Source organism: Leucobacter tardus, assembly GCF_017583045.1.
In the GTDB taxonomy this organism is placed as follows: domain Bacteria; phylum Actinomycetota; class Actinomycetes; order Actinomycetales; family Microbacteriaceae; genus Leucobacter; species Leucobacter tardus.
The window spans coordinates 780879-805239 of record NZ_JAGFBF010000005.1; the positions used below are offsets into that span (position 1 = coordinate 780879).

Genomic DNA, 24361 nt, shown 5'->3' on the forward strand with positions numbered 1-24361 from the left:
CGCGGGGCCCCGCTCACCACCACGTGATGAGGATCGCGATCCACGCCCCCGCGAGGAGCACCGGACCGAAGGCAAGCACGTCGCGCCTCCGGAACCTCGCCCAGGCGACAGCGGCGAGCGCCGCCGCAGCGATGCCGATCGGGGCCCACCCGAACGCGGCGTCGATCCCGGACCACCCCGTCGCGAATCCGATGAGCGGCGCCAGCTTCACGTCGCCCCCGCCGACCGCGCCGTTCGGCACCGCAAGCCAGAGCGCGAACGCCGCACCTCCGTAGATCGCTGCGGCGACCGCGGCCCACACCCAGCGCCGCGCATCCGCGGCAGCGAACGCTGACACGGCGCCGCACCCGACGATGGCCGCGGCGGCGATAGCGATCACGCGGTTCGGGATGCGGCGCGTGCGCAGGTCCGTCACCGTGACCCACATCGAGGTCGCCGCGAAGACGGCGTAGAGCACCCCCGACGCGGCGGCCGCCACCTACGCGGTGACCTCGGTGCCGATGCCCTGCTCGGTGAAGATCTCGAGCAGCACCGAGTGGGGTTCGCGCCCGTCGATGATGACCGCCTTCTCGACGCCGCCGGCGACGGCTTCGAGGCACGCTCGCATCTTCGGGATCATTCCCGACTCGAGCGACGGGAGTAGCGCCTCGAGCTCGGGAGCCGTGATGGAGGAGACGAGAGAATCGCGATCGGGCCAGTTCGCGTACAGTCCGGCCACATCGGTCAAGATGACGAGCTTGGAGGCTCCGAGTGCGCTGGCGAGCGCCGCAGCGGCCGCGTCGGCATTGATGTTGAGGGAGTCCCCCGGATGATCCGCATCGGGCGCGATCGACGACACCACCGGAATCAGACCCGCCTCGACGAGCGCGAGCACCGGTTCGGTGCGCACACCGACCACGTCGCCGACGAGGCCGAGGTCGACCAGCTCACCGTCTGCGTCGATCGGATCGCGTCGACGACCGATGAAGAGTCCGGCGTCCTCACCAGTGGTGCCCGCAGCAAGCGGTCCGTGGGTGTTGATCGCATCGACGAGTTCGGGGTTCACCTTGCCGGTGAGCACCATGCGCACCACGTCCATGGTCTCGGGCGTCGTCACGCGGTAGCCGCCTCGGAACTCGCTCTCGATGCCGAGTTGCCCGAGCATCGCATTGATCTGCGGTCCGCCACCGTGCACGACGACAGGGCGGATGCCGGCGAGCCGCAGGTACACCACGTCCTCGGCGAACGTGCGCAGCAGCTCGTCGTCGACCATGGCGTTGCCGCCGAACTTGATCACCATGATCGAGTCGCGGAACTTCTTGAACCAGGGCAGCGATTCGACGAGCACGCGCGCTTTCGCCGCGGCGCGCTCGTGGTCCAGTGGGGTGACGGTGTCGGTCATCGGTCTGCTCTCAGCTCGAGTAGGCGCTGTTCTCGTGGACGTAGTCATGCGTGAGGTCGTTGGTGCGGATCGTCGCGGCCCGGTCGCCTGCGAAGAGTTCGATGCGCACGCGGGTCTCTCGGGGTGTCAGGTCGCACTCCTCGACGGGGCGGTCCGGTCCCCCGGCGTGGCAGAGCCGCACGCCGTTGAACGAGACGTCGACCCGGTAGGGGTCGAAGTCGGCGTCCGTCGTGCCGATCGCGGCCAGAACTCGCCCCCAGTTCGGGTCGTTGCCGAAGATCGCCGCTTTGAAGAGGTTGTTGCGGGCCACGGATCGGCCGACGACGACGGCGTCCTCCACCGTCGCCGCCCCGACGACCTCGATGTCGATGTCATGGCTCGCACCCTCAGCGTCGCGCTGCAGCTGCGCAGCGAGGTCGTCGCAGACGGCGGCGAGCGCTTCCGCGAACTCCGCCTCTTCGGGGCGCACCTCTGACGCGCCGCTCGCGAGCAGGGTGACCTGGTCGTTGGTCGACATGCATCCATCGGAGTCGAGTCGGTCGAACGTGCTTCCGGTGGCGTGCCTGAGCGCGCGGTCGAGCGCGGCGTCGTCGAGCACGGCGTCCGTCGTGATCACGACGAGCATCGTCGCCAGCCCTGGTGCGAGCATGCCGGCGCCTTTGGCCATACCGCCGATCGTCCACCCGTCCGGGTGATGGTGCGCTGCGGTCTTCGCGACGGAGTCGGTGGTCATGATCGCTGCGGCGGCGAGGTCGCCGTGGTCGCCCAGCGCATCGACGAGTGCGGGGACACCCGTGATGATGCGGTCGCGGAAGTCGTGACCGCCGTGACCAATGAGGCCGGTCGAGCAGACCTGGATGTGCTCCGGCGAGAACGCGCCGCCGAGCGTCGCTGCGACCGTCTCGGCGGTGAGCCGGGTGGTCTCGTACCCGAAGTCGCCCGTGAAGCAGTTGGCTCCGCCCGAGTTCAGGATCACGGCGTGCGCCGTGTGCGTGGCGGCGACGGCGCGACTCCACAGGATGGGGTTCGCCTGAGCCCGATTGCCGGTGTAGACGGCGGCGCTCGCGTACGCCGGCCCGTCGTTCACGACGAGCGCGAGGTCGCGTCCGCCCGAGGCTTTGAGCCCGACGGTGATACCCGCAGCGCGGAATCCTTGGGGGACGGTCACGGTCACGGTGCGACTCCATTCACGCTGAGGCCGGTGGCTTCGGGGAGACCGAGGGCGATGTTCGCCGACTGGATGGCGGCGCCCGCCGTGCCCTTCGCGAGATTGTCGACCGCGGCGACGACGACCACGCGCCCGGCCGCCTCGTCCACCGCCAAGCCGATCAGGCAGGTGTTGGCACCGAGGGCGTCGGCAGTTCGGGGCATCACTCCTTCGGGCAGCAGGTGGACGAAATACTCATCGGCGTAGGCGTCGGTCCAGGCGCGTCGCACGTCGGCCGCGCTCGTGCCCGGAACGAGTCGCGCCGTCGTCGTCGCGAGAATACCTCGGCTCATGGGCACGAGCACCGGGGTGAAGCTGATCCGGGTCTCGCCCGACGCCCCTGCGGCGCGGAGCGATTGGCGGATCTCGGGGATGTGCCGGTGGCTGCCGCCCACCGCGTACGGGTTCGCCGTCCCCATGAGCTCGGCTCCGAGGAGGTGGGTCTTCGCCGCCTTGCCCGCGCCTGACGGACCGACCGCGAGAACGCTCACGATGTCGTCGGGCTCGATCACCCCGGACGCGATGCCGGGCACCAGTGAGAGCGCGACGGTGGAGGCGTTGCAGCCGGGCGCGGCGATCCGCTGGGCGCCGGTGAGCATCTCGCGCTGCCGCACGTGGCCGTGATCGCCGGCGACGAGAAGTTCGGGAACGCCGTACTCCCAGGGCTCGGAGAACGCGCCGCCGTAGAAGGTCTCCCAGTCGTCGGCGCTGCGCAGTCGGTGATCGGCACCGCAGTCCACGGCGAGCCGCACCTCGGACAGCTGCGCCGTGAGTTCACCCGACGCGCCGTGCGGCAGCGCGAAGAAGACGATGTCGTGCCCGTCGAGCACCTGAGGCGTGGTCTCCTGCAGCACAAGGTGGCCGAGCGAGCGGAGATGCGGTTGCACCTCGATCAGCGGGCGCCCCGCACTGGAGTGGCCCGTCACCGTGCGCACCTCGCACTCGGGGTGTGCGGCGAGCAGGCGCAGCAGCTCGCCGCCCGCGTAACCGCTCGCCCCCGCTACCGCGACGCTGTAGGCCATGTTCGTCTCCTTTTCACCGGGCACAGAGTGTTTCTATTGTGGCACTCCCGGCGCGGAGCCCTCGACACCGTCCACAGGTGGGCGGCGGGGCGGGGGCCTCAGTCCGCCGAAGCCCCCTCCAGTTCGGCGATCACGAGCTTCTTCATCGGCATCATTCGGTCGAAGGCGCCGGGGGCCTGCATGATCTCGCCCATGCGGGCGGGCACGATCTGCCAGCTGAGTCCGGCGAGATCGGCGAGCCACCCGCACTGCTCCGCTTCGGGGACGGCGGAGAGTCGATCCCAGAAGTGGTCGATCTCCGTCTGGTCGGCGCAGTTCACCTCGAGCGACATGCCGCAGGTGAAGGAGAACGGCTGCGCGATCCCGGAGTCCATGGCGGTGAACCACTGGTCTCCGAGGCGGAAGTCGCTGAACATCACCGAATCCGTGGTCGCCGGGCCGTCGGGCTCGGGATAGCGGACCCGCATGCCCAGCTCGGCCTCGGTCCCCGCTTCTTTGAACACCTCGATGTAGTGGTCGACGGCTCGCGCCGCGAGGCCCTGCGCTGGGCCGCAATACAGCAGCGACGGCAGGAGGAAGGGGCGGGGGTCCCCTGCCGGATCCGACAGCATCAACTGCCAGCTCACCCCGAATCGATCCTGCACCCAGCCGTATCGCCGACTGAACGGGTACTCCTGCAGCGGCATCAGGATCGAACCCTCCGCGTTGAGCGCCGCCCACACCTCGTCGAGGCGAGCGCGCGCGGCACTCTCACGCGCATCGAAGAGCAGCGGATCGAAGTTCAGCATGAAGGACACCGAAGGGTTCGGTGCGAACTCGTCTCCGGCGTTGATGAGGACGATCCGCGTTCCCGCGATGTTCAGACCGACGGTCAACGGCTGACCGGCGAGGGGCTGCTGGAAGTCCAGCAGTCCCTCCTCCGGGTATCGGGATTCGACGGCGACCTGCGCCGTCGGGAACACCGACGCGTAGAAGTCTCCGACCTCCTCGGCGTTTCCGTTGCACCAGATGTTCGGGACGATCTTCTGCATGGCGTGCTCCTCGGTTCGACGCTGAACGCGGTTCTGCGTTCAGTATCCGCTCTGGTGCGTCGCCGCACAAGCACGGGCCGAGGTGGATCGACGCTACTCCCTGAGCTTCGCGCCGAACGCCGCCTCCGCTGCCGCGACGCCCGCGAGTTTCGCCTCGCTGGCCTCCTCGGCGCGCAGCGTACGGTCGTCGGCGCGGAACCGCAGCGCGAAAGTCAGTGCCTTCTGACCCTCCGCGACACCGCCACCGCGGTAGTCGTCGACGATGCGGACGTCCTCGAGCAGTGAACCGGATCCGGAGCGCACGACCTCGAGGAGGTCCCCCGCAGCCACATCGCCGTCGACGACCAGCGTGAGATCCTGCGTCGCCGCGGGATAGGTCGACAGCGGCGCCGTCTCGGGCGAGTGAAGCGCGACGGCGATCAGACGTCCGAGGTCGAGCTCGAACGCGGCAGCGCGCCCGTGCAGGTGATGATCGGCGACCAGGTCGGGCAGCAGTTCACCGGCGATTCCGACGAGTTCGAGTTCGGCCCCTGGATCGGCCCGCACGTACAGCTCGGCGGTGCGTCCGGGGTGGAACGCTCGATGGCTGCCTGCGCGCACGACGAGATCCGCGGCAACGGCTCCGGCGACAACACGTGCCGCATCCAGCGCGTCGGCCCAGTCGTACGCGCGCGCCGACAGGCCGGCCTGCTTGGACTCGGCGTCGCCCGTGAGCACGCCGCCGACGCGGAGCGGCTGCTCGGGGATCGATCGGTCGAGCTGCGCGAGCACGGCATCCGCCGGCCGCTCGCCGAGGGGAGGTACGACCTCCGTGCCGAGTTCGGCGGCGTTCGACATCGGTACGAAGACCGAGCCGAACTCGACGAGCGCAAGGTCGGTGAGTCCGCGTGAGGCGTTCCGCTGCACGGCGCCGACGAGACCGGGCAGCAGTGATCGGCGCATGAACGGGGATTCGCCGTCGAGCGGATTCGCGAGCGCGAGTGCGGCGACCGGTGCCGCACCCGCTGCGGGAGCGTCCGCCGGCCCGGTGCCGAAGGCGTCGAGCTGGGCGCGCGAGACGAACGGGTAGTTCTGCACTTCGTCGAACCCGGCCGCCGTCACCGTGTTCGCCGCGCGTCGGCGGAACCGCTGAGCACGCGTCAGGCCGCGGCCGGCCGGAGCGACGGGCAGCACCGAAGGGATGCGGTCGTAGCCGACGATGCGGGCGATCTCCTCGATCAGATCGGCACCGCGCACGAGGTCGCTCCGCCAGCTCGGCGGGGTGACGAACAGCAGATCCGGATCACCGGCCGCACCGAGCGCGACCGTGCAGCCGATCATCTCGAGGGCGCCTCGGATCTCCTCGGCGGTGTAGTCGGTGCCGAGCAGACCGTTCACGCTGGCGCCGCGCAGGCGCACCGCCTGGGGCTCCCACCCGGCGTCGATCGTCGCACCGAGGCCGTCGGCGACGCCGCCGCCGAGAGCGACGAGCAGGTCGACCATGCGCTGAGCGGCTGCCGCAGCGACCTGCGGATCCACGCCTCGCTCGAAGCGCTTCGACGCTTCGCTCGGCAGTTTGTGGCGGCGCGACGTGCGGGCGATCGACACCGGATCGAACGTCGCGGCCTCGACGAGCACGTCGGTCGTCGTGTCGTCCGTCTTGGTGGATTCGCCACCCATGACGCCGGCCAACCCGATCGCGCGCGCATCATCGGCGATCACGAGGTCTTCGGGGTGGAGTTCGCGATCCTGCTCGTCGAGCGTCTGCAGGCGCTCACCCGGACGCGCGCGCCTGACCGTGATCCCGCCCTCGAGCTTCGCGAGATCGTAGGCGTGCAGCGGCTGGCCGAGCTCGAGCATGACGTAGTTCGAGATGTCGACGGGCAGCGAGAGCGAGCGCACCCCGGCGAGCTGCAGCCGCGACGCCATCCACGGCGGGGTCGGTCGCGTCGCATCGATACCGCGCACGACCCTGGCGACGAAGCCCGTCCCTCCCGAGCGCCCGCGAATCGGCGCGCTGTCGTCGAGCGTCACCGGGAATCCCGACGCCGGCGCGATCGACACGGTCGACGCGGGGTCGGTGAACGGAGCCCCGGTGGCGTGCCCGTACTCGCGCGCCACGCCGCGGACCGAGAAGGCGTATCCGCGGTCCGGCGTCACGTTGATCTCGACCGCGGACTCATCGAGACCGAGCAGGGCGAGCGCGTCGGCTCCGACGACGGCACCGTTCGATGCGTCGAGGCCCAGTCGCGAGAGCACGATGATGCCCTCGTGGTCGTCGCCGAGCGACAGTTCGCGCGCCGAGGCGATCATGCCGTCGGACACGTGACCGTAGGTCTTGCGCGCGGCGATCGTGAACTCGCCCGGCAGCACCGCGCCTGGCAGCGTGACGACCACCCGATCGCCCGCACCGAAGTTGTGCGCACCGCAGACGATGCCGCGCACATCGGGGCCGCCGTCGGCGGCGGACTCGCCTTCGGGCGCAACGCGCACCTGGCACCAGTTGATCGTCTTGCCGTTGGACTGGGGCTCGGGCTCGGCGGAGAGCACCTCGCCCACCACGACCGGACCGGAGACGTCGAAGCGACGCACCGACTCCTCTTCGAAACCGACGCGCACGAGATCGGCGTGCACCTGCTCGGGGGTGACCGCCGCATCGAGAGCGACGCTCTCACCGAGCCAGCTGAGGGGAACGCGCATTAGACCAAGCCTCCGAACTGGGAGTTGAAGCGGACATCGCCCTCGACCATGTCGCGCATATCGCTGAGGTCGTGGCGGAACTGCAGGGTGCGCTCGATGCCCATCCCGAAGGCGAAGCCCTGGTACACCTCCGGATCGACACCAGCCGCGGCGAGCACGTTCGGATCGACCATGCCGCACCCGCCCCACTCGACCCAGCGCGCACCGCCCTTGGCGTGCGGCTGCCACACATCCATCTCGGCACTCGGCTCGGTGAAGGGGAAGAAGTTCGGGCGCAACCGGATTTCGGCGCCCTCGCCGAACATCTGCCGCGCGAAGTGCTCGAGCGTCCCGCGCAGGTGCGCCATCGTCAGCCCACGGTCGATGGCGATGCCCTCGACCTGGTGGAACACGGGCGTGTGCGTGGCGTCGAGCTCATCGGTCCGATACACGCGGCCGGGCGCGACCACGTACAGCGGCAGCGTCGGATCGGTGAGCTGCTCGCCGAGCAGAGCCCGGATCTGCACCGGCGAGGTGTGCGTGCGCAGCACCAGGTGGCGGTCAGCGGGCTCCACGAAGAAGGTGTCCTGCATCGCGCGAGCCGGATGGTCGGGGTCGAACCCGAGTGCATCGAAGTTGAACCACTCGTGCTCGAGCTCTGGACCTTCGGCGACCTCCCAGCCCATGCCGACGAAGACGTCTGCGATGTCGTCCTGGAGCTGCGCGAGCGGATGCCGGGTTCCGGCACGCCGACGCATCGGGGCCGCCGTGACGTCGACCGTCTCGGCGACGAGCCTGGCCCGCGCCTCGGCAGCTGCCAGCTCCGTCTCGCGACCGCGATACGCGCCCTCGACGCGTCCGCGCGCCTGCCCCATGAGCTTGCCCGTGGCGGCCTTCTCGTCTTTCGGCACCTGCCGCATGAGCGCGTTCAGCTGAGCGATCGCCGACGCCTCGCCCGCGTGCTCGGCGCGGGCGCGCTTCAGGTCGGCGACGGAGTCGGCGGCTGCGAATGCGGCGAGCGCCGCCGCGACCGCGGCGTCGACCGCTTCGGATGAAATGGGATTGGAGTCTGACACGAGCACCAAGTTTACCGTGCGCGGCGGACGCGCGGGCACCTCGTCGGCCGCGCCGATTACACTGAGGCCGTGGGTCAGACGGGGGCGCATTCCGGAGCGCGTGGCGCGGTGACCACCCCTGCCCGATCGCTGTCCCGACCGCAGCGCGTCGCGCGCGGCAGCCTCGCGGCAGTGACGTCGACCGTGCTGGCGGCCGGATCGCACGCGCTCGGCGGCGCGGAGGTGGCCGCACTCTCGGTGGCTGCGACGGCGGCACTCGCCTGGCCGGTCTGCGTGCTCCTGTCGGGGCGTGCCGGATCGATCCTCAGGTTGACCGCAGCAGTCGTCACAAGCCAGTTCGTCTTCCACTGGTCGTTCGCCGGCCTGGGCGCCTCCCCGGGATTCGCTTCGGGTCGTGGCGCAGCGGTCGCGGCGCACACGGTGCACACCTCCCCCGTCTCAGGACTCTCGATCACGGAGGTCGCAGTGGCCGAGTCGACTGCGCTGATGTGGGCGAGCCACGCGTTCGCTGCCGCGGTGACCATCGCACTCATCGCCCGCGGTGAGTCGGCGGCGCGGTCGCTGCGTCGGCTCCTGCACCGTGTCACCCGCTCCTGGCCCACCATCGGCCCGCGTCCTGCTCGCTCGGCGCAGCATCCTCCCGGGAACCCGATCCCCTTCCTCCTGGAGCGCCTCCATGGGCTCTCCGCGATGTCCTCACGCGGCCCGCCGGTTCGCACCGCCTGCTGACCCCGTCCGAACGCGCGTGCGTTCGGTGCCATCGACTCCCCAACGAAACGGACCCCATGCACACTCTGGAATCGCAGCAGCACGCTGCACCCGCCCCGCACTCCGCACCGCGCACGCGACGCCGCACCGGCGTACGCCTGACATCGGCGACGGCCCTCGCCGCCGCGGTCGCGCTCGGCGGTATCGCCACACCGGCGCTCGCCCACGATGAGCTCGTCGGCCAGCGACTCGTACTCGACGATGTCGACTCCGTGTCGGCCGTCCAACTGAGCTTCAGCGACGAGGTCCTCACGAACGGCACCGAGATCGCCGTCACGGACCCCGAGGGCACCGATGTCACCGACGGAGCTCCGGAGCACAACGGGCGAGACGTCGACCAGCCCGTCGCCGACGATCTCGAGCCGGGAGAGTACCGCGTCGTCTGGCGGGTCGTGTCCAGCGACGGCCACCCCATCGAGGGAGCATTCGTCTTCGACCTCGAGAACCCGGCGAGCGAGAACCCCGAGTTCCGCCCATTCGATCCCTCGGAGCCCACCGGCGGTGACGAGGCCACTGAGAACGCCGAAACGGAGGACACGGCACGCGACGCGTCCTCCGACGGGGCCGGCTACGTGCTGCCCGCGCTCATCGGGCTCGGAGCGATCGCAGCCATCGGCGCGGTCGTCGTCATCGTGCTGAAGAATCGCAAGCGGCCCGGGACCGGGGCCGGAGAGAGCCAGGATCGGCCCCTCGACGGCCCGGACACCCGGGGCCCGTCCGACGATCGCTGATCGACCCGCACCCGGGAGTGCAGCGCAGCGGGACCGTGAGGTCCGGCCGCTGCATCCCGGGTGCGCACCCCCGGGCGCGCACCCGGCACGGGCGGCTCAGCGCGAGCGCTGGGCGAATGCCGACTCGTAGAGCAGCACGCTCGCCGCGGTCGCCAGGTTGAGCGACTCCGCGCGGCCGTAGATCGGCAACCGCACCGAGCGGTCCATCTGTGCGAGCGCCTCTGCCGACAGTCCTCGCGCCTCATTGCCGAAGACCCAGGCCATGGCACCGCCGAGATCCTGCGCCTCGCGCGCAGCGGCGAGTTCGGCTCCGTCGACGTCCGCGGCGACGACCGCGAGCCCGGCCTCCCTGACCGCGGATATCGCGTCCTCAAGCGTGTCTGCCGAGGCCACCGGGAGATGGAACAGCGACCCCGTCGTCGAGCGCACGACCTTCGGATGCAACGGGTCCACGCTGTCCCCGGCGAACACCACCGCATCGGCACCGGCCGCATCGGCCGCGCGGAGCACGGCTCCCGCATTCCCGGGGTCGCGCACCTCATGCAGTACTGCCACGAGCTGCGCCCCCGCGCAGGCGTCGGCGAGGGCCACTCGGCAGTCTTCGACGATCGCAACGACGCCCTGCGGCGTGACCGTCTCCGTCATCGCCGCGACGACCTCGGAGGTCGCGCGCACGAGCTCCACACCCGCATCATCGGCGAGTCGATCGATCTCCAGCTGCCACGACTGCGACTCGTCGGTGGCGTAGACGATCTCGATGAGGTGCGGCGCATGCACCAGGGCTTCACGCACGGCTTGCGGGCCCTCCACGAGGAAGCGTCCTTGCGCACGGCGATCCTTCTTGCGCGTCAGTGCGGCTGCGCGCTTCACGCGACCGGACTGGCGGTTACTGAGCATGGCGTCGGACACCGCCCCATCCTATGCGCCGCGGAGTCGACCAGGAAACGCAAAACCCCGCCGCCCTCAGGGGCGACGGGGTTCCGACGGAGAGAACGACGCTTACGCGGCCTTCGGCGCCGAGGTGTCCTCGGGCAGCGCCTGCTTCGCGCTCGCGACGAGCGTCGCGAACGTGGCGGGCTCGTTCACCGCGAGCTCGGCGAGCATACGACGGTCGACCTCGATACCGGCCAGGCCGAGACCCTGGATGAAGCGGTTGTAGGTCAGGCCGTTGGCGCGGGCACCGGCGTTGATGCGCTGGATCCACAGGCGACGGAAGTCGCCCTTGCGCTTGCGGCGATCGTTGTACGAGTAGACGAGCGAGTGGGTGACCTGCTCCTTCGCCTTCCGATACAGACGCGACCGCTGTCCGCGGTATCCCTCGGCACGCTCGAGGATTACGCGACGCTTCTTGTGGGCGTTGACGGCCCGCTTGACTCTTGCCATGTTCTGTCTTCCTTACGAAAAGTCTGGGTTCGGGTGCCGGTTAGAGGCCGAGCATCCGCTTGGCCTGCTGAGCGTCGCCCTTCGAGAGCACCTGCTCGGCGTTCAGGCGGCGCTTCCGCTTCGAGGCCTTGACCTCGAGGTTGTGGCGCATGCCGGCCCGCTGCTTCATCAGCTTGCCGGAGCCGGTGACCTTGAACCGCTTCTTGGCCCCCGAGTGGGTCTTCTGCTTGGGCATCGATTTCTCCTTGATTCGTGTTGTGTGTCGCCTGGGCGACCACGGGTGCTACGGCGCGCGGGGCGCCGAAGTCTCTATTCGGCGTTCGCGGCTGCCTCGCCGGATTCGCTGGACTCTCCGGCTTCCCCGGCCTTCTGAGCCTTGCGGTCCGCCTTCTCCTCGGCGCGACGCGCGTTCTGCTCGGCCTTCGCCTCCGACTTGTTCTTCACCGGGGCGATGACCATCACCATGTTGCGGCCGTCGATGCGCGGTGCGGACTCGACGGTGCCGTACTCGGCGATGTCTTCGGCGAACTGCTGGAGCAGGCGAACGCCCTGCTCGGGACGCGACTGCTCGCGACCGCGGAAGAGGATCATCGACTTCACCTTGTCGCCCTGCGACAGGAAGCCGATGGCGCGCTTCGTCTTGGTCTCGTAGTCGTGCGTGTCGATCTTCAGGCGGAACCGCACCTCCTTCAGGACGGTGTTGGCCTGGTTGCGACGGGCTTCCTTCGCCTTCTGGGCGGCCTCGTACTTGAACTTGCCGTAGTCCATGATCTTGGCCACCGGCGGCTTCGAGTTCGGGGCAACCTCGACGAGATCGAGATCGGCGTCCGCTGCCAGGCGCAGAGCGGTCTCGATCGGCACGACACCGACCTGCTCGCCACTGGGACCAACCAGTCGCACCTCGGGGACGCGGATTCTGTCATTCGTGCGGGGATCGCTGATCGCTTGCTCCTCTGATCTCGTGTGCTGGGTCCGGATCGGACCACGGTGACGGAGATCAAGAGCGACGCGCACTCTCACACCCTTATGCTGCCACGCGATGCGCGGCGGGGTGTCAACGACCCGGTAACCTGTTATGTGCGGTGCCGGGTGGGAGAATCTCCACTTCCGTTTTCTCGGCGTAACACCGAGAACCAGCAGAAGTTTAGCACAGCGACAGACAGGATGCCATGAACGACGACACCGTACCCGACGCCAACGCAGCCGATCCCGCAGCGGACGCGACGCGCGACATCGCCGATGTCGCAGCCGTCGAGGTGATCACCACCGCAGCCGTGCACCTGCTCAGCGCCGCCGCCGTCAAGGTCGGCCTCGCCGACGATCCGGAGTCCCAGATCGACCTCGATGAGGCTCGCAAACTCATCAACGCCCTCGCCGGGCTCATCACGGCGGGCGCTCCCGAGGTCAGCGACATGCACGCGCGGAGCCTGCGCGACGGCCTGCGGTCGGTGCAGCTCGCCTTCCGTGAGGCGTCGCAGTTCCCGGACGCACCCGGTCAGGGACCGGGCGAGAAGTACACCGGCCCTGTCAACTAGCGCTCAAGACGCCGAGCCCGTCGGCACGACCCGCAAGGAGTCGACGCGCTCGGCGATGATGGGATGCTCGGCCCACGCGCGACTCGCACGCTCGAGCACGGCCTGGAGCGTCTCCCGATCTAGAGCGGGCTCGAGTCCGAGCACGACTTCGACCTCGGGCGCCAGGAGGCGCGCCTCGGGATCGCCGGGCACGATCGCGGTGTAGCGCACCTGCGAATCGGCGGTCACCCCCGAGGCGAACGCGCGCTCGACCTCGGGGTCCGCCCACGCCGGTTCGCGGCGTTCCCCCGCGGCCAAGGCTTGCAACGCCGTTCGCCGCACGCCGAACTCGCGTTCGGGCGTTCCGGGGTCCACGATGATGAGGGCATGGTCGTCCTGCGCCGCCGCGAGCGCCGCCTGGGGCGCTGCGACCGGAATCGGCCTGGCCTCGCTGTTCCACGCGCGCAGCGTCGCCACCGAGCTGAAGACGGGCATCACCCGTCTCCCGTCCGGACCGAGCACCGTCACGATCGACAGCTCCTGCGACTTCTCCACGGTGCGCCCGTCATCTGTCTCGCCGAAGTCGCCCGCTTCCGCCACGAGCGGCACGAGCACCCGGCACTGCGAAAGAGCGAGAATCGCGCCCGCGTGGGCGTCCGCCAGATCTCCGAGAGCCACGCGCTGCCCCTCGGCGTCGACCGCCCCGCGCAGTGCGGCGGCAGCGGCTCGCACCGCGTCGACGGCGATACCGAACTCCTCCGGCGTCGCTCCGTCGTCGTCGGCGAACGCGGTCTCATGGTGATCGAAGGTGCGACCGGCCCACGGGAAACCGGCGGAGTCGCTGGCGCCGCCCGAGACGAGACTCTCGGGGACGCCCGTCGTGCGGGGCGCATCACCGGTCGAGGGCAGCCGCTTGATCGCCATACCGGCCTACTCGGCCCGTCCCGCCACGTCGAGGGCCGCACCGAGGGTGAACGCCCCCGAATAGAGCGCTTTGCCGACGATCGCGCCCTCGACGCCGAGCGGCACCAGTTCGCGCAGTGCTGCGAGGTCGTCAAGGCTGGAGATGCCCCCCGAGGCGACCACCGGTCGTTCGGTGCGCTGCGACACCCGTCGCAGCAGGTCGATGTTCGGTCCCTGCATCATGCCGTCGCGCGTGACGTCGGTGACCACGTATCTCGGGCACGATGCGTCCTCGAGCCGGTCCAGCACCTCCCAGAGGTTGCCGCTCTCCTCGGTCCACCCGCGCGCCGCAAGCGTGTCGCCGCGCACATCGAGGCCGACCGCGATCTGCTCGCCGTACCGGGCGATCACGGCGGCCGTCCACTCGGGGTCCTCGAGAGCGGCGGTCCCGAGGTTCACCCGCGCCGCGCCGTGCTCCAGCGCCGCCTCGAGGCTCGCGTCGTCCCGGATGCCGCCGGAGAGCTCGATGCGCACGTGCTTCGCGTGCGCGAGCACCTTCCGGATGACGCCGGCGTTGCTCCCGCGACCGAACGCGGCATCGAGGTCCACCAGGTGGATCCACTCCGCGCCCTGGTCGATCCACTGCAGCGCCGCGTCGAGCGGGCTGCCGTAATCGGTCTCGCTGCCGGCTTCGCCCTGGACGAGCCGAACGGCCGCCCCGTCGACGATGTCGATGGCGGGAAGCAGGGTCAGTCGGGGCTGCTCGGTGAACGCTGTCACGGACTACTCGCTTTCTGCGGGGGTGGTGCGAAGCGAAGCGATCCAGTTGCCGAGCAACCGGATTCCCGCTTCGCCGGACTTCTCGGGGTGGAACTGCGTGGCCGTGAGCGGGCCGTCCTCGACGGCGGCGACGAAGCGCTCCCCGTGCTCGGCCCAGGTGACCTCGGGACCACCGGAAGCATCGGCTTCGACGGCCCACTCCGGTGCGGCGTTGCTGTGGACGAAGTAGAAGCGCTCTTGCGCGATGCCTCGGAACAGCCGCGACTCCGCGGGCGCCTCCACGGTGCTCCACCCCATGTGGGGCAGCACCGGAGCGCGGAGCTCGCGCACCGTCCCGGGCCAGTATCCGAGACCCTCGGTCTCCACTCCCCGCTCGATCCCGCGCGCGAACATCACCTGCTCACCGACGCAGATTCCGAGCACCGGCTTCCCCGCGGCGAGACGCTCGGCGATCAACCGATCTCCTCCGACCGCGCGCAGCGCGCGGATCACCGCGTCGAACGCACCGACGCCAGGCACCAGGAGCCCGTCCGCCGACCGCACGGCGTCAGGATCGCGCGTGAGGTCCACCCGGGCCCCGGCTCGCGCCAGCGCTTTGACGGCCGAGTGCACGTTGCCCGACCCGTAATCGAGCACCGCGACATCGGGGAGGGTGTCGGTCACAGAGCGCCCTTGGTCGACGGGATACCCGTCTCCAGCGGATCGATCGACTTCGCCTGACGCAGTGCCCTCGCGAACGCCTTGAACTCCGCCTCGGCGATGTGGTGCGGGTCGCGACCCTCGACCAGCCGCAGGTGCACGGTCAGCCGGGCGTTCAGCACGAGTGCCTCGAAGAAGTGACGCACCATCGATCCGGTGAAGTGCCCGCCGATGAGGTGATACTCGAAGCCCGCCGGCTCCCCGGAGTGCACGAGGTACGGCCGCCCCGAGATATCGATCACGGCTTGCGCCAACGCCTCGTCGAGCGGGACGAGCGCATCGCCGTACCGAGTGATGCCCCGCTTCTCGCCGAGCGCTTCGAGCAGCGCGGCGCCGAGCAGAATACCGGTGTCCTCGACCGTGTGATGCACATCGATGTGGACGTCGCCCACGGCGCGCACCGTCAGATCGATCAGCGCATGACGCGCGAAGGCGGTCAGCATGTGATCGAAGAACGGCACACCCGTCTCGATGTCGTGGCTGCCCGAGCCGTCGAGGTTCACCTCGACGGCGATCTGGGACTCGCTCGTCTGGCGCTCGAGGCGTGCGGTACGCGCGGATTCGGTCATACACCGATCCTATCGCGCTCGCTTCACTCGGAGCGTGCGCCCCCGGGACCGAGGGCGGAGATCGCGGCGATCAGCGACGACGTCTCGGTCTCCGTTCCCGCGGTCATGCGCAGGTGGCCGGGGATGCCGAGTTCACGGATCAGGATCCCCTGTTCCCGGAGCGCGGTGAACGTGGCATGCGGGTCGGCAAATCCTCCGACCAGAATGAAATTCGAGCCTGACGGGTGCACCGCGTAACCCAGGTCCGTCAGCGCCGCCGCGAGCCGGTCCCGCTGGTGTCGGATGTCGTCGACGGTCGCGAGCATGCGGTCCGCGTGCCGCACCGCGGCGATCGCTGCGGCCTGCGTGAGCGCCGAGAGGTGGTAAGGCAACCGAACGAGACGGAGCGCGTCGACGACCGCCGGGTCCGCTGCCAGGTATCCCAGGCGCACGCCGGCGAAGGCGAACGCCTTGCTCATCGTGCGCGACACGAGGAGTCTCGGTCGCCCGGGCAGGAGTTCGAGCGCGCTCGGGTGCGCGGCATCGAACTCGTGATACGCCTCGTCCACGATCAGCATGCCGTCGAAGGCGTCGGCGGCCGCCTCGACCACAGCGAGGTCGAGCGAGGTGCCGGTGGGGTTGTTCGGTCCGCAGATGATCGCCACGTCGGGCTGGTGATCGCTGAGCGTGCGAGCCACGAACTCGGGCTCGAGCACGTAATCGGCCGGTCGCTCGACGGGGACCCACCGAGTGTCCGTACCTGCCGCCAGCAGCGGATACATCGAGTACGTCGGCGTGAAGCTCAACAAGCTGCGGCCAGGTCCTCCGAAGGCTTGCAGAATCTGCTGGAGCACCTCATTCGAGCCGTTCGCCGCCCAGATCTGCTCGGCCCGCAGGTCGTGACCGAGGTATCCGGCCAGCGCCGCGCGCAATGCGCCGAACTCTCGATCGGGATAGCGGTTCACTCCGCGAACGGCACGCGTCAATTCCGCCACGACATCGTCCACGACCTCGTCGGGGATCGGATGGGTGTTCTCGTTGACGTTGAGGCTCACCGGCACCGGCTCCTGAGGAGCGCCATATGGGAGCTTGCCGACGAGGTTGTCGCGAAGCGGAAGGTCGCTGAGTTGAGTCACCTGTCCAGTCTAGGCCGGACCCGAAAGGCGCAATGTCCTTTGGGCGGAGCCCGGACCTACTGAGCGGGGATGACGCCGGGAGCGTCAGCGTACCGCGTGGGCACCGCAATGCTCTCGCCGGCCTGCACGCCCGAACCGTCCATACCGTTGAGCGTGACGAGCTCGGCGACGAGGTCGCGCGGATCGCCTTCCGGGTCGAGCGACTCGGCGATGCCCCACAAGGAATCGCCGGGGGCTGCCACCACGGTGCTGAACGACTGCTCGCTCTGCTCGGCCGACGCGGACGCCGACGTCGCACCGAGCGCGGCCAGCAGTGCGAGCACCCCGGCGGTGAGCAGTGTGCCGATGGTGCCGAACACCACGCGACCGCGATGCGTGAGGCGCAGGTGCACGGGAGTCTCGCGAGCAGCACGCCCGTCGATGCCGACAGGTGCCTGCTCGAGTGATGCGGTGGCGGTCATTGCGATCTCCTTTCGGATGAAACGTTCGAATCGAAGAACGATGCCGAACGCGTCTTTCGAATATATGTTCTCTTTTTTCGAAGATGAAGTCAAGTGTTCGAATATTCGCCAATGGAATCCGCGACACACTCGAATGAATGTTTGTTCCACTCGAACACTTCACCTACACTCGGGGAACGAGCAGCACTCCATCACGCACCTCTGACATTTGCGTCGCAGCCCCGGGAAAGGACCCACCGTGAGCCCCTCGAAACCTTCGAAATCCGCTAAGCCGCTCACTGAAAAGCAGCAGGCGATTCTCGAGTTCATCGGCCAGTCGGTGTCATCGCGCGGGTACCCGCCGAGCATGCGCGAGATCGGCGATGCCGTCGGCCTCGCCTCGCTGTCGAGCGTCACGCACCAGCTGACCCGGCTCGAACTGCTCGGATACCTGCGGCGTGACCCGAACCGTCCGCGCGCCTTGGAGGTCCTCGTCGAGCTGCCGAGCATGGTCGACCCCACGCCATCGAACGCGACTCCGGAAGAAGCGGCCTACGTGCCGCTCGTCGGCCAGATCGCCGCCGGCATTCCGATCACCGCGGAGCAGCAGGTGGATGAAGTCATGCCCGTGCCCCGTCACCTGGTCGGTGAGGGCCAACTCTTCATGCTGCGGGTCGTCGGCGATTCGATGGTCGACGCGGCGATCTGCGACGGCGACTACGTCGTGATCCGTCAGCAGAACGACGCCGAGAACGGTGACATTGTCGCCGCACTGCTCGACGGAGAAGCGACGGTGAAGGTGCTGCGTCGCCGTGACGGCCACACCTGGCTCCTCCCCCGGAACAGTGCGTTCGAACCGATTCTCGGCGACTTCGCCGACGTCCTCGGCAAAGTTGTTGCGGTGTTCCGCTCCCTGTAGCGCCCTCCGGGTGTCGCGGGACGGGCCGCGCGCGCCGAACCCGGTGACGGTACTGCCAGCCCGAAATGATCATTCGACTTTTTGAACTCGGTTCAACTAGTCTAATCGCATGATCGCTCAATCGTCGGTGACCATTGACGTCGCCGGACTCGACCCCGCATTCGTCCCGTACGGCGATGGCCTCGACCTGCAGCGCCAGGCGGCCGATCGACTCGACTCCGGCGCGGATGACGGCACGCTCATCCTTCTGGAGCACGAGCCGGTGTACACGGCAGGACGACGGGCCGATCCCGCGGAGTACCCCACCGACGGGTCCCCCGTCGTTCCTGTCGACCGCGGCGGCCTCGTCACCTGGCACGGACCGGGCCAGCTCGTCGGCTACCCGGTGATCCGGATCAGCCCGGACCGCGGCGTCGTCGACGTCGTGCGTGCACTCGAAGGGGTACTCCTTGACGTGTCAGCCGAGTTCGGGGTGACGGGACATCGTGTTGCCGGCCGGTCAGGCGTCTGGGCGACTGCCGGGGCCTCCGAAGTGAAGTTCGCGCAGATCGGGCTTCGCGCCCGCGCCCACGTGATCACCCATGGATTCGCGCTGAACTGCAGCAACGCGCTCGAGCCGTTCAGCTCGTTCATCCCCTGTGGCATCACCGATGCCGGCGCGGCATCCTTGAGCACCCTGGCCGGTACCGAGATCACGCCGGCGGACGTGCTTCCGGTGATCACGCCGAGACTGCTCGACGCGATCGCGGAGCTGACCTCGTGAGCGCGCGCAACATCGGCGCCCCACTCTCGGAGGTGCTGGCTGAGCAGTCGCGAGACGAAGACACCCCGCAGGTCGCTACGCTCGAGCCGCATGCGCGCGGGGCGTCGGGCGGGTGCGGTGGCGGCTCGAGTGCCCCGGATCCCGCCGGTGCCGGAGGTGGGGAGCAACGCCCGACGGCGAACGGCCGCACCCTGCTCCGCATCGAGGCTCGGAACGCTGAGACCCCGATCGAGCGGAAGCCCGAGTGGATCAAGACCCGCGCGAAGACGGGACCGGAGTACACGGACGTCCGTGGACTCGTGCAACGCGAGGGGCTGCACACGGTGTGCCAGGAGGCCGGCTGCCCGAACATCTACGAGTGCTGGGAGGACCGCGAGGCGACGTTCCTCATCGGCGGCTCGATCTGCACGCGCCGCTGTGACTTCTGCCAGATTACGTCGGGCAAGCCGCTCCCCCTCGACACCGATGAGCCCCGTCGCGTCGCCGAGTCGGTCCGCACGATGGGCCTGCGCTACGCGACGATCACCGGCGTGACCCGCGACGACCTCCCCGATACCGGAGCCTGGTTGTACGCCGAGACGATCCGGCAGATCCACCAGCTCAACCCCGGCTCCGGCGTCGAAGTGCTCGCCGACGACCTCGGCGGCCGACCCAGTGACCTGCAGCAGGTGTTCGACGCGAAACCCGAGGTGTTCGCGCACAATCTCGAGACGGTTCCGCGCCTGTTCCGCAGCATTCGCCCGGGGTTCCGCTACGAGCGATCGCTCGACGTCATCCGCCAGGCGCGAGAAGCCGGGATGATCACGAAGTCCAACCTGATCCTCGGCATGGGCGAGGAACGCGACGAGGTACTCGACACGATGCACCAGCTCTTCGAGTCCGGTTGCGACATCTTGACCCTCACGCAGTACTTGCGCCCCTCCAAGCTGCACCGCCCCGTCCATCGATGGGTGCGCCCCGAGGAGTTCGTCGACCTCAAGGCCGATGCCGATGCGATCGGTTTCGCCGGCGTGCTTGCTGGGCCGCTGGTGCGCTCCTCGTACCGCGCGGGTCGTCTCTGGGCGCAGACCATGGCCGTTCAGGATCGCCCGGTACCCGAGAATCTGCGGCGTCTCGCCGAGAAGGCGGCGGACGCCTTCCCCCAGGCGGTGTAGGGGGGGTCTCCTCGCCGGGGGTCCGCGCGGCGCTCCCTAGCGCCGATGACGGACCTCCGGTTAGGCTGGGCGCCAGTACCCCACGGGTGCCCGATGCATCGGGCTGAGATTGCGCTGAAGCGGCGCGGGACCGTTGAACCTGATCTGGTGAGCGCCAGCGGAGGAAGCGAGTCTGCAGTATGAATCCCGATTTTCGATGTCACGTCGTCACCGGCGGGAACGATCATCGCCGCACGGTCGAGGTGGCCCGCGCCGCAGCGGCGGGCGGCGCTGGCGTGGTGCAGGTGCGATCGAAGCCGATCTCGGCACGCGTACTCGCCGACCTCGCCACGCGCGTCGCCGAAGCGGTCGCCTCGGTGTCCCCGACCACCCGCGTGCTGATCGATGATCGGGTGGACGTTGCCGCGGCACTCGCCCGGCGCGGGGTCGCGGTACACGGGGTCCACATCGGACAGGACGACGTCCACGTGCGCGACGCACGCGCTCTGCTCGGAGACGCGGCGATCATCGGCGTCACCACCGGAACCTGGAGCCTCGTGCACGCCGTCCACGAGGTCGCCGATCTTGTGGACTACATCGGGGCTGGACCGTTCCGGCCGACGCCGACGAAGGACTCCGGGCGCACCCCCCTCGGCATCGCCGGATACCCGCCGCTGGTCGTCGAGTCCCCCGTTCCCGTGATCGCGATCGGCGACGTCACGGCTCAGGATGTGCCCGACCTCGCGGGAACCGGGATCGCCGGCGTCGCCATATCTCGAGAGTTCATGCGTGCGCGGGATCCCGAAGCGCTGGCTCGGTCGGTGATCCGCGGGTTCGGAGCCGGGCGATGAGGTGCGACCTCGATGCGGACCGCGCCGTGATCATCGGCGCGGGGATCATCGGCCTCGTGGCGGCGTTCGAAGTCACCGAGGCCGGATTGCCGGTCGTGATCGTCGATCCCAGTCCGGTCTCCGGTGCGACGCATCACGCGGGGGGCATGCTCGCACCCATCGCCGAGGTTCAGTACGGTCAGGAGTCGCTGTTCCCGCTGATGGCACGGTCCGCCGAGCTCACCCGGGGTCTCGTGGAACGCGTCACCGACGCGACACCGCTGCCGACCGGCTATCGGGACGACGGCACGCTCGTCATCGCCGCCGACCGCACGGACGCCGCGCACCTGAGCGGTCTCACCGAGTACCAGCGGCGGCACGGCATGGTCGCGGACCCGATTCCGCTTCGAGACGCGCGACGCACCGAACCGTCGCTGGCGCCGGGGCTCGCGGCGGCGGTCTCGCTGCCGCACGATCACCACCTCGCGCCGCGGCGATTCGCGGCAGCCCTCATCGATGCACTCGAACGCCGGGGGGCGGTGTTCGTTCGCGAGCGCGCGCTCACGCTCGACGGAGCCGATCCCTGCCGGTCGGTGCGCTGCGAGACGGTCACGATCGACACCGATGGGGCCGTCGTCGTGCTCGCGAACGGTCTCGGTGCCAGGCAGGTGTCCGGGTGGCACCCCGGCGCCTCGCCGCTCCGTCTCCGACCGGTCGCGGGCGAGATCATGACCCTCGAGGTCCCCGAATCCCTGCACCCCCTGACGACCGGCGTCATCCGCGCGTTCGTCGAGGGCCGCCAGGTCTATCTCATCCCCCGGAACGGTCGTGAGGTGATTCTCGGGGCGACGAGCCGCGAGGACGACGGGGATCTGCCGCGAGCCGGCGCCCTGCACGATCTGCTGCGCGACGGGATCCGGGTCATTCCCGGTCTCGAGGAGTGCGGCGTGCGCGAGACGTCCGTTGGCGTGCGGCCCGGCACTCCGGACGACCTGCCCTACCTGGGCCGCGTCGGGGAGAACGTCATCGTCTCGACCGGGTACTTCCGGCACGGCGTGCTCCTCGCCGCGCTCGGCGGTCGAGTGGTGGCGGACACCCTTTGCGGACCCGGCTGCGGATCCGGATACCTCTCGGATCTCGACCTCTCGGTCTGCGATCCCTGGCGGCACGCCGAGCCCCGGGGCGCCGCGCCTCATCAGCCCCTTGCACCACCCCGCTCCCGACCCGGAAGGAAGTCGCACATGCAGTACACCGTGAACGGCGAATCGCATGACACCGCACCCATCACCGTTGCGGAGCTCGTCGCCTCGATCACCCCGGCAGCGAGCGGCGTCGCGGTTGCCGTGAACGGCGACGTCGTCCCCCGATCGGCGTGGGATCGCCCCATCGCTGCCGGCGACGCCATCGATGTGCTCACCGCGGTCCAGGGCGGGTGACGCCGTGCTCACCATCGCCGACCGTACGTTCGCCTCTCACCTCGTCATGGGTACGGGAGGAGCCACATCGCACGCTCTCCTCGAGGCGGCGCTCGTCGCGAGCGGCACGGAGCTCACCACCGTCTCGATGCGCCGGCACCGCGGTGTCGCCGAGGCGACGGAGGAATCGGTGTTCGATCTGCTGCGTCGTCTTGGCATCGCTCCCCTGCCGAACACCGCCGGCTGTCGCACCGCCCGTGACGCCGTCATCACCGCGAAGCTCGCTCGCGAAGCGCTCGGCACCGACTGGGTGAAGGTCGAGGTCATCGCCGACGACCGCACGCTGCTCCCGGATACCGCGGAGTTGCTCGATGCGTGCGAGACACTCGTCGCAGAGGGTTTCACGGTGCTCGCCTACACCTCGGACGATCCCGTCGTCGCGTCGCGGCTGGAGGACACGGGCGTTGCGGCCGTGATGCCCCTCGGCTCCCCGATCGGCACCGGCCTCGGGATCCTGAACCCCCACAATCTCGAGCTGATCTGCGGCCGCGCCACGGTACCCATCCTGCTCGATGCCGGGGTCGGCACCGCTTCAGATGCCGCGCTCGCCATGGAGCTCGGATGCTCGGGGGTGCTCCTCGCGAGCGCCGTCAACCGCTGCCAGGATCCCGCGCTGATGGCTCACGGCATGCGTCTCGCGGTCGAGGCCGGCGCCCTGGCGCACCGGTCGGGCCGCATTCCGCGGCGCGAGCACGCCGTCGCATCGTCGCCGTTCGACGGACTCGCGAGCTGGGCGGAGCAGGTGCTGTGAGCGGCACGCCCGTCCCGCTCGATGATGCGGAGCTCCGCCGGATCGCACGGCAGCTGGCACTCCCCGGTTTCGGTCTCGCGCAGCAGGAACGGCTCGCAGCCGCCCACGTGCTCGTCATCGGAGCCGGCGGCCTCGGTTGCCCGGCGATGCAGTCCCTCGCCGCCGTCGGCGTCGGGTGCATCACCGTGATCGACGACGACGACGTGGACCTCAGCAATATCCACCGACAGATCCTCTTCGGCGCTGACGACGTGGGCCGACCGAAAGTCGCGGTCGCTGCCGAGCGTCTGCGACAGTTGCAGCCCGGCATCTCGGTCGAGCCCCGCGCCGAGCGACTCACCACCGACAACGCCGCGGCACTCGTCGGTGCAGCCGACCTCGTGCTCGACGGCTCCGACACCTTCGCCACGAAGTACCTGGTCGCCGACGCGGCGGAACTCACCGGCACTCCCCTGATCTGGGGCACTGTGCTGCGGTATCGCGGCGATGTCGCTCTGTGGTGGACCGGGCCCGGAGCGCCGGCCCACGGCGCCGGACTGCGGGATCTGTTCCCGGAGCAGCCTGCCGCGAACTCGGTGCCCGACTGCGCGACTGCGGGCGTCCTCGGCGTCACAACGGCCGTCGTCGCGGGGCTGATGGCGACCGAGGCCGTCAAGCATCTCGCCGGAATCGGCGCGCCGCTCACCGGGACACTGCTGAGCTACGACGCGCTGACGGTGGAGACCCGGAAGTTCACCGTCGCCCCCGATCCCGGCCGATCACGAGTCTCCGCTTTGCGCGACGACTACGGTGCGTCGGTGTGCGGTGCCGCGTCGGGGGAGGATCGTGCCGATGCCGATGCCAGGGACGCCGCGCTCGCACGGATCGCATCCGGCACCGCGGTGGCGCTCGACGTGCGCGAACCCCACGAGCGGCTCGTGGCCGACCTGCCAACGCCGACCTCTCCGATGCGATTGCCGATGTCTGAGCTCTCGCCGGACGCCCTGCGCGGCATGCTCGCCCGCGCAGCAGCGTCGCCGGACGATGCGCCGCGGATCGACTCCGTGGTCGTCTTCTGCGCGTCCGGCCGACGCAGCGGTGACGTGGTGGCAGCGTGGGCGACCGTGGCACGTGAAGCGTTCGGGCTGCAGTTGCGCAGCCTCCCCGGCGGCCTCAACGCCCTCGCCCGGGACACGACGCGGCCGAGAGGTGAACCGACGCCCGAGTGAGGCGG

General features: G+C 69.5%; 27 protein-coding genes and 1 riboswitch. Of the genes, 10 read left to right on the forward strand and 17 right to left on the reverse strand.

The window, feature by feature from the left end:
* Positions 1–13: 13 nt before the first annotated feature.
* The 7 genes from J4H85_RS10565 to pheS all read right to left on the reverse strand — a co-directional run bounded on the left by J4H85_RS10565 (position 14) and on the right by pheS (position 8375).
* Positions 14–478 carry a prepilin peptidase gene (locus J4H85_RS10565; protein ID WP_208239405.1) on the reverse strand — a complete coding sequence of 155 codons (465 nt, stop codon included), beginning with the start codon at positions 476–478 and terminating at the stop codon, positions 14–16.
* Entirely contained in the window at positions 479–1381 is a 903-nt protein-coding gene (gene argB, locus J4H85_RS10570; protein ID WP_208239407.1) for an acetylglutamate kinase, read from the reverse strand.
* A gap of 10 nt (positions 1382–1391) precedes the next feature.
* Entirely contained in the window at positions 1392–2555 is a 1164-nt protein-coding gene (gene argJ / locus J4H85_RS10575; RefSeq protein WP_208239409.1) for a bifunctional glutamate N-acetyltransferase/amino-acid acetyltransferase ArgJ, read from the reverse strand.
* Entirely contained in the window at positions 2552–3610 is a 1059-nt protein-coding gene (argC, locus tag J4H85_RS10580) for an N-acetyl-gamma-glutamyl-phosphate reductase (protein ID WP_208239411.1), read from the reverse strand. Before argC ends, argJ begins: the two co-directional genes overlap by 4 nt.
* Before the next feature lie 98 nt (positions 3611–3708).
* On the reverse strand, positions 3709–4641 hold the full coding sequence (locus J4H85_RS10585) for a VOC family protein (RefSeq protein WP_208239414.1): 933 nt from the start codon (positions 4639–4641) through the stop codon (positions 3709–3711).
* Positions 4642–4734: 93 nt separating this feature from the next.
* Complete coding sequence (pheT, locus tag J4H85_RS10590; RefSeq protein ID WP_208239416.1) at positions 4735–7320, reverse strand: phenylalanine--tRNA ligase subunit beta; 2586 nt, start codon at positions 7318–7320, stop codon at positions 4735–4737.
* Positions 7320–8375, reverse strand: coding sequence for a phenylalanine--tRNA ligase subunit alpha (gene pheS, locus J4H85_RS10595; protein ID WP_208239418.1), 1056 nt, complete (start codon positions 8373–8375; stop codon positions 7320–7322). The genes pheT and pheS overlap by 1 nt, the downstream gene beginning before the upstream one ends.
* 69 nt (positions 8376–8444) lie before the next feature.
* Here pheS and J4H85_RS10600 point away from each other — a divergent pair, with 69 nt between their 5' ends.
* Both J4H85_RS10600 and J4H85_RS10605 read left to right on the forward strand, forming a co-directional pair.
* A complete protein-coding gene (locus tag J4H85_RS10600; RefSeq protein ID WP_208239420.1) occupies positions 8445–9104 on the forward strand; it encodes a hypothetical protein in 660 nt (219 codons plus the stop codon).
* 56 nt (positions 9105–9160) lie between these two features.
* Positions 9161–9874 carry a copper resistance CopC family protein gene (locus tag J4H85_RS10605; RefSeq protein ID WP_208239422.1) on the forward strand — a complete coding sequence of 238 codons (714 nt, stop codon included), beginning with the start codon at positions 9161–9163 and terminating at the stop codon, positions 9872–9874.
* Between the two features lie 96 nt (positions 9875–9970).
* Here J4H85_RS10605 and J4H85_RS10610 read toward each other — a convergent pair whose 3' ends face one another.
* From J4H85_RS10610 to infC, 4 genes are all read right to left on the reverse strand, one after another.
* Positions 9971–10783 (reverse strand): TrmH family RNA methyltransferase, encoded by an 813-nt coding sequence (locus J4H85_RS10610; protein WP_307863609.1) that lies wholly within the window; start codon positions 10781–10783, stop codon positions 9971–9973.
* Between the two features lie 90 nt (positions 10784–10873).
* The gene (rplT, locus tag J4H85_RS10615) at positions 10874–11257 is read right to left on the reverse strand and encodes a 50S ribosomal protein L20 (protein ID WP_208239424.1); all 384 of its coding nucleotides are present in this window, start codon (positions 11255–11257) and stop codon (positions 10874–10876) included.
* Between the two features lie 40 nt (positions 11258–11297).
* Positions 11298–11492, reverse strand: a complete 195-nt coding sequence (rpmI, locus tag J4H85_RS10620; RefSeq protein WP_208239426.1) for a 50S ribosomal protein L35 — start codon at positions 11490–11492, stop codon at positions 11298–11300.
* A gap of 74 nt (positions 11493–11566) precedes the next feature.
* Positions 11567–12199 (reverse strand): translation initiation factor IF-3, encoded by a 633-nt coding sequence (infC, locus tag J4H85_RS10625; protein WP_208240441.1) that lies wholly within the window; start codon positions 12197–12199, stop codon positions 11567–11569.
* 227 nt (positions 12200–12426) lie between these two features.
* Here infC and J4H85_RS10630 point away from each other — a divergent pair, with 227 nt between their 5' ends.
* Positions 12427–12792: a DUF1844 domain-containing protein gene (locus J4H85_RS10630; RefSeq protein ID WP_208239428.1), complete on the forward strand. Its 366-nt coding sequence runs from the start codon at positions 12427–12429 to the stop codon at positions 12790–12792.
* A gap of 3 nt (positions 12793–12795) precedes the next feature.
* On the opposite strand, the gene J4H85_RS10635 is transcribed toward J4H85_RS10630, so the two are convergent.
* The 6 genes from J4H85_RS10635 to J4H85_RS10660 are packed head-to-tail and all read right to left on the reverse strand — an operon-like array spanning position 12796 to position 17298.
* Positions 12796–13695 (reverse strand): SseB family protein, encoded by a 900-nt coding sequence (locus tag J4H85_RS10635; RefSeq protein ID WP_208239430.1) that lies wholly within the window; start codon positions 13693–13695, stop codon positions 12796–12798.
* 6 nt (positions 13696–13701) lie between these two features.
* A complete protein-coding gene (priA, locus tag J4H85_RS10640) occupies positions 13702–14454 on the reverse strand; it encodes a bifunctional 1-(5-phosphoribosyl)-5-((5-phosphoribosylamino)methylideneamino)imidazole-4-carboxamide isomerase/phosphoribosylanthranilate isomerase PriA (RefSeq protein WP_208239432.1) in 753 nt (250 codons plus the stop codon).
* A gap of 3 nt (positions 14455–14457) precedes the next feature.
* Positions 14458–15117, reverse strand: a complete 660-nt coding sequence (gene hisH / locus J4H85_RS10645; RefSeq protein ID WP_208239434.1) for an imidazole glycerol phosphate synthase subunit HisH — start codon at positions 15115–15117, stop codon at positions 14458–14460.
* Positions 15114–15722: an imidazoleglycerol-phosphate dehydratase HisB gene (gene hisB / locus J4H85_RS10650; RefSeq protein ID WP_208239436.1), complete on the reverse strand. Its 609-nt coding sequence runs from the start codon at positions 15720–15722 to the stop codon at positions 15114–15116. Before hisB ends, hisH begins: the two co-directional genes overlap by 4 nt.
* A gap of 23 nt (positions 15723–15745) precedes the next feature.
* Positions 15746–16837, reverse strand: a complete 1092-nt coding sequence (locus J4H85_RS10655; RefSeq protein ID WP_208239438.1) for a histidinol-phosphate transaminase — start codon at positions 16835–16837, stop codon at positions 15746–15748.
* A 56-nt stretch (positions 16838–16893) separates the two neighbouring features.
* Entirely contained in the window at positions 16894–17298 is a 405-nt protein-coding gene (locus J4H85_RS10660) for a hypothetical protein (RefSeq protein WP_243893614.1), read from the reverse strand.
* A 238-nt stretch (positions 17299–17536) separates the two neighbouring features.
* Here J4H85_RS10660 and lexA point away from each other — a divergent pair, with 238 nt between their 5' ends.
* The 7 genes from lexA to J4H85_RS10700 all read left to right on the forward strand — a co-directional run bounded on the left by lexA (position 17537) and on the right by J4H85_RS10700 (position 24356).
* Positions 17537–18196: a transcriptional repressor LexA gene (lexA, locus tag J4H85_RS10665; RefSeq protein WP_208239440.1), complete on the forward strand. Its 660-nt coding sequence runs from the start codon at positions 17537–17539 to the stop codon at positions 18194–18196.
* Positions 18197–18305: 109 nt separating this feature from the next.
* Positions 18306–18959 carry a lipoyl(octanoyl) transferase LipB gene (gene lipB / locus J4H85_RS10670; RefSeq protein ID WP_208239442.1) on the forward strand — a complete coding sequence of 218 codons (654 nt, stop codon included), beginning with the start codon at positions 18306–18308 and terminating at the stop codon, positions 18957–18959.
* Positions 18960–19150: 191 nt separating this feature from the next.
* Positions 19151–20113: a lipoyl synthase gene (gene lipA / locus J4H85_RS10675; protein ID WP_208240444.1), complete on the forward strand. Its 963-nt coding sequence runs from the start codon at positions 19151–19153 to the stop codon at positions 20111–20113.
* 72 nt (positions 20114–20185) lie between these two features.
* Positions 20186–20297: riboswitch (TPP riboswitch) on the forward strand.
* Positions 20293–20943, forward strand: coding sequence for a thiamine phosphate synthase (locus J4H85_RS10680; RefSeq protein ID WP_208239444.1), 651 nt, complete (start codon positions 20293–20295; stop codon positions 20941–20943). (Overlaps the previous riboswitch by 5 nt.)
* Positions 20940–22358: a glycine oxidase ThiO gene (gene thiO / locus J4H85_RS10685; RefSeq protein WP_243893615.1), complete on the forward strand. Its 1419-nt coding sequence runs from the start codon at positions 20940–20942 to the stop codon at positions 22356–22358. The genes J4H85_RS10680 and thiO overlap by 4 nt, the downstream gene beginning before the upstream one ends.
* A complete protein-coding gene (locus J4H85_RS10695) occupies positions 22330–23148 on the forward strand; it encodes a thiazole synthase (RefSeq protein WP_208239446.1) in 819 nt (272 codons plus the stop codon). Before thiO ends, J4H85_RS10695 begins: the two co-directional genes overlap by 29 nt.
* Positions 23145–24356 carry a ThiF family adenylyltransferase gene (locus J4H85_RS10700; protein WP_208239448.1) on the forward strand — a complete coding sequence of 404 codons (1212 nt, stop codon included), beginning with the start codon at positions 23145–23147 and terminating at the stop codon, positions 24354–24356. Before J4H85_RS10695 ends, J4H85_RS10700 begins: the two co-directional genes overlap by 4 nt.
* Positions 24357–24361 lie beyond the last annotated feature (5 nt).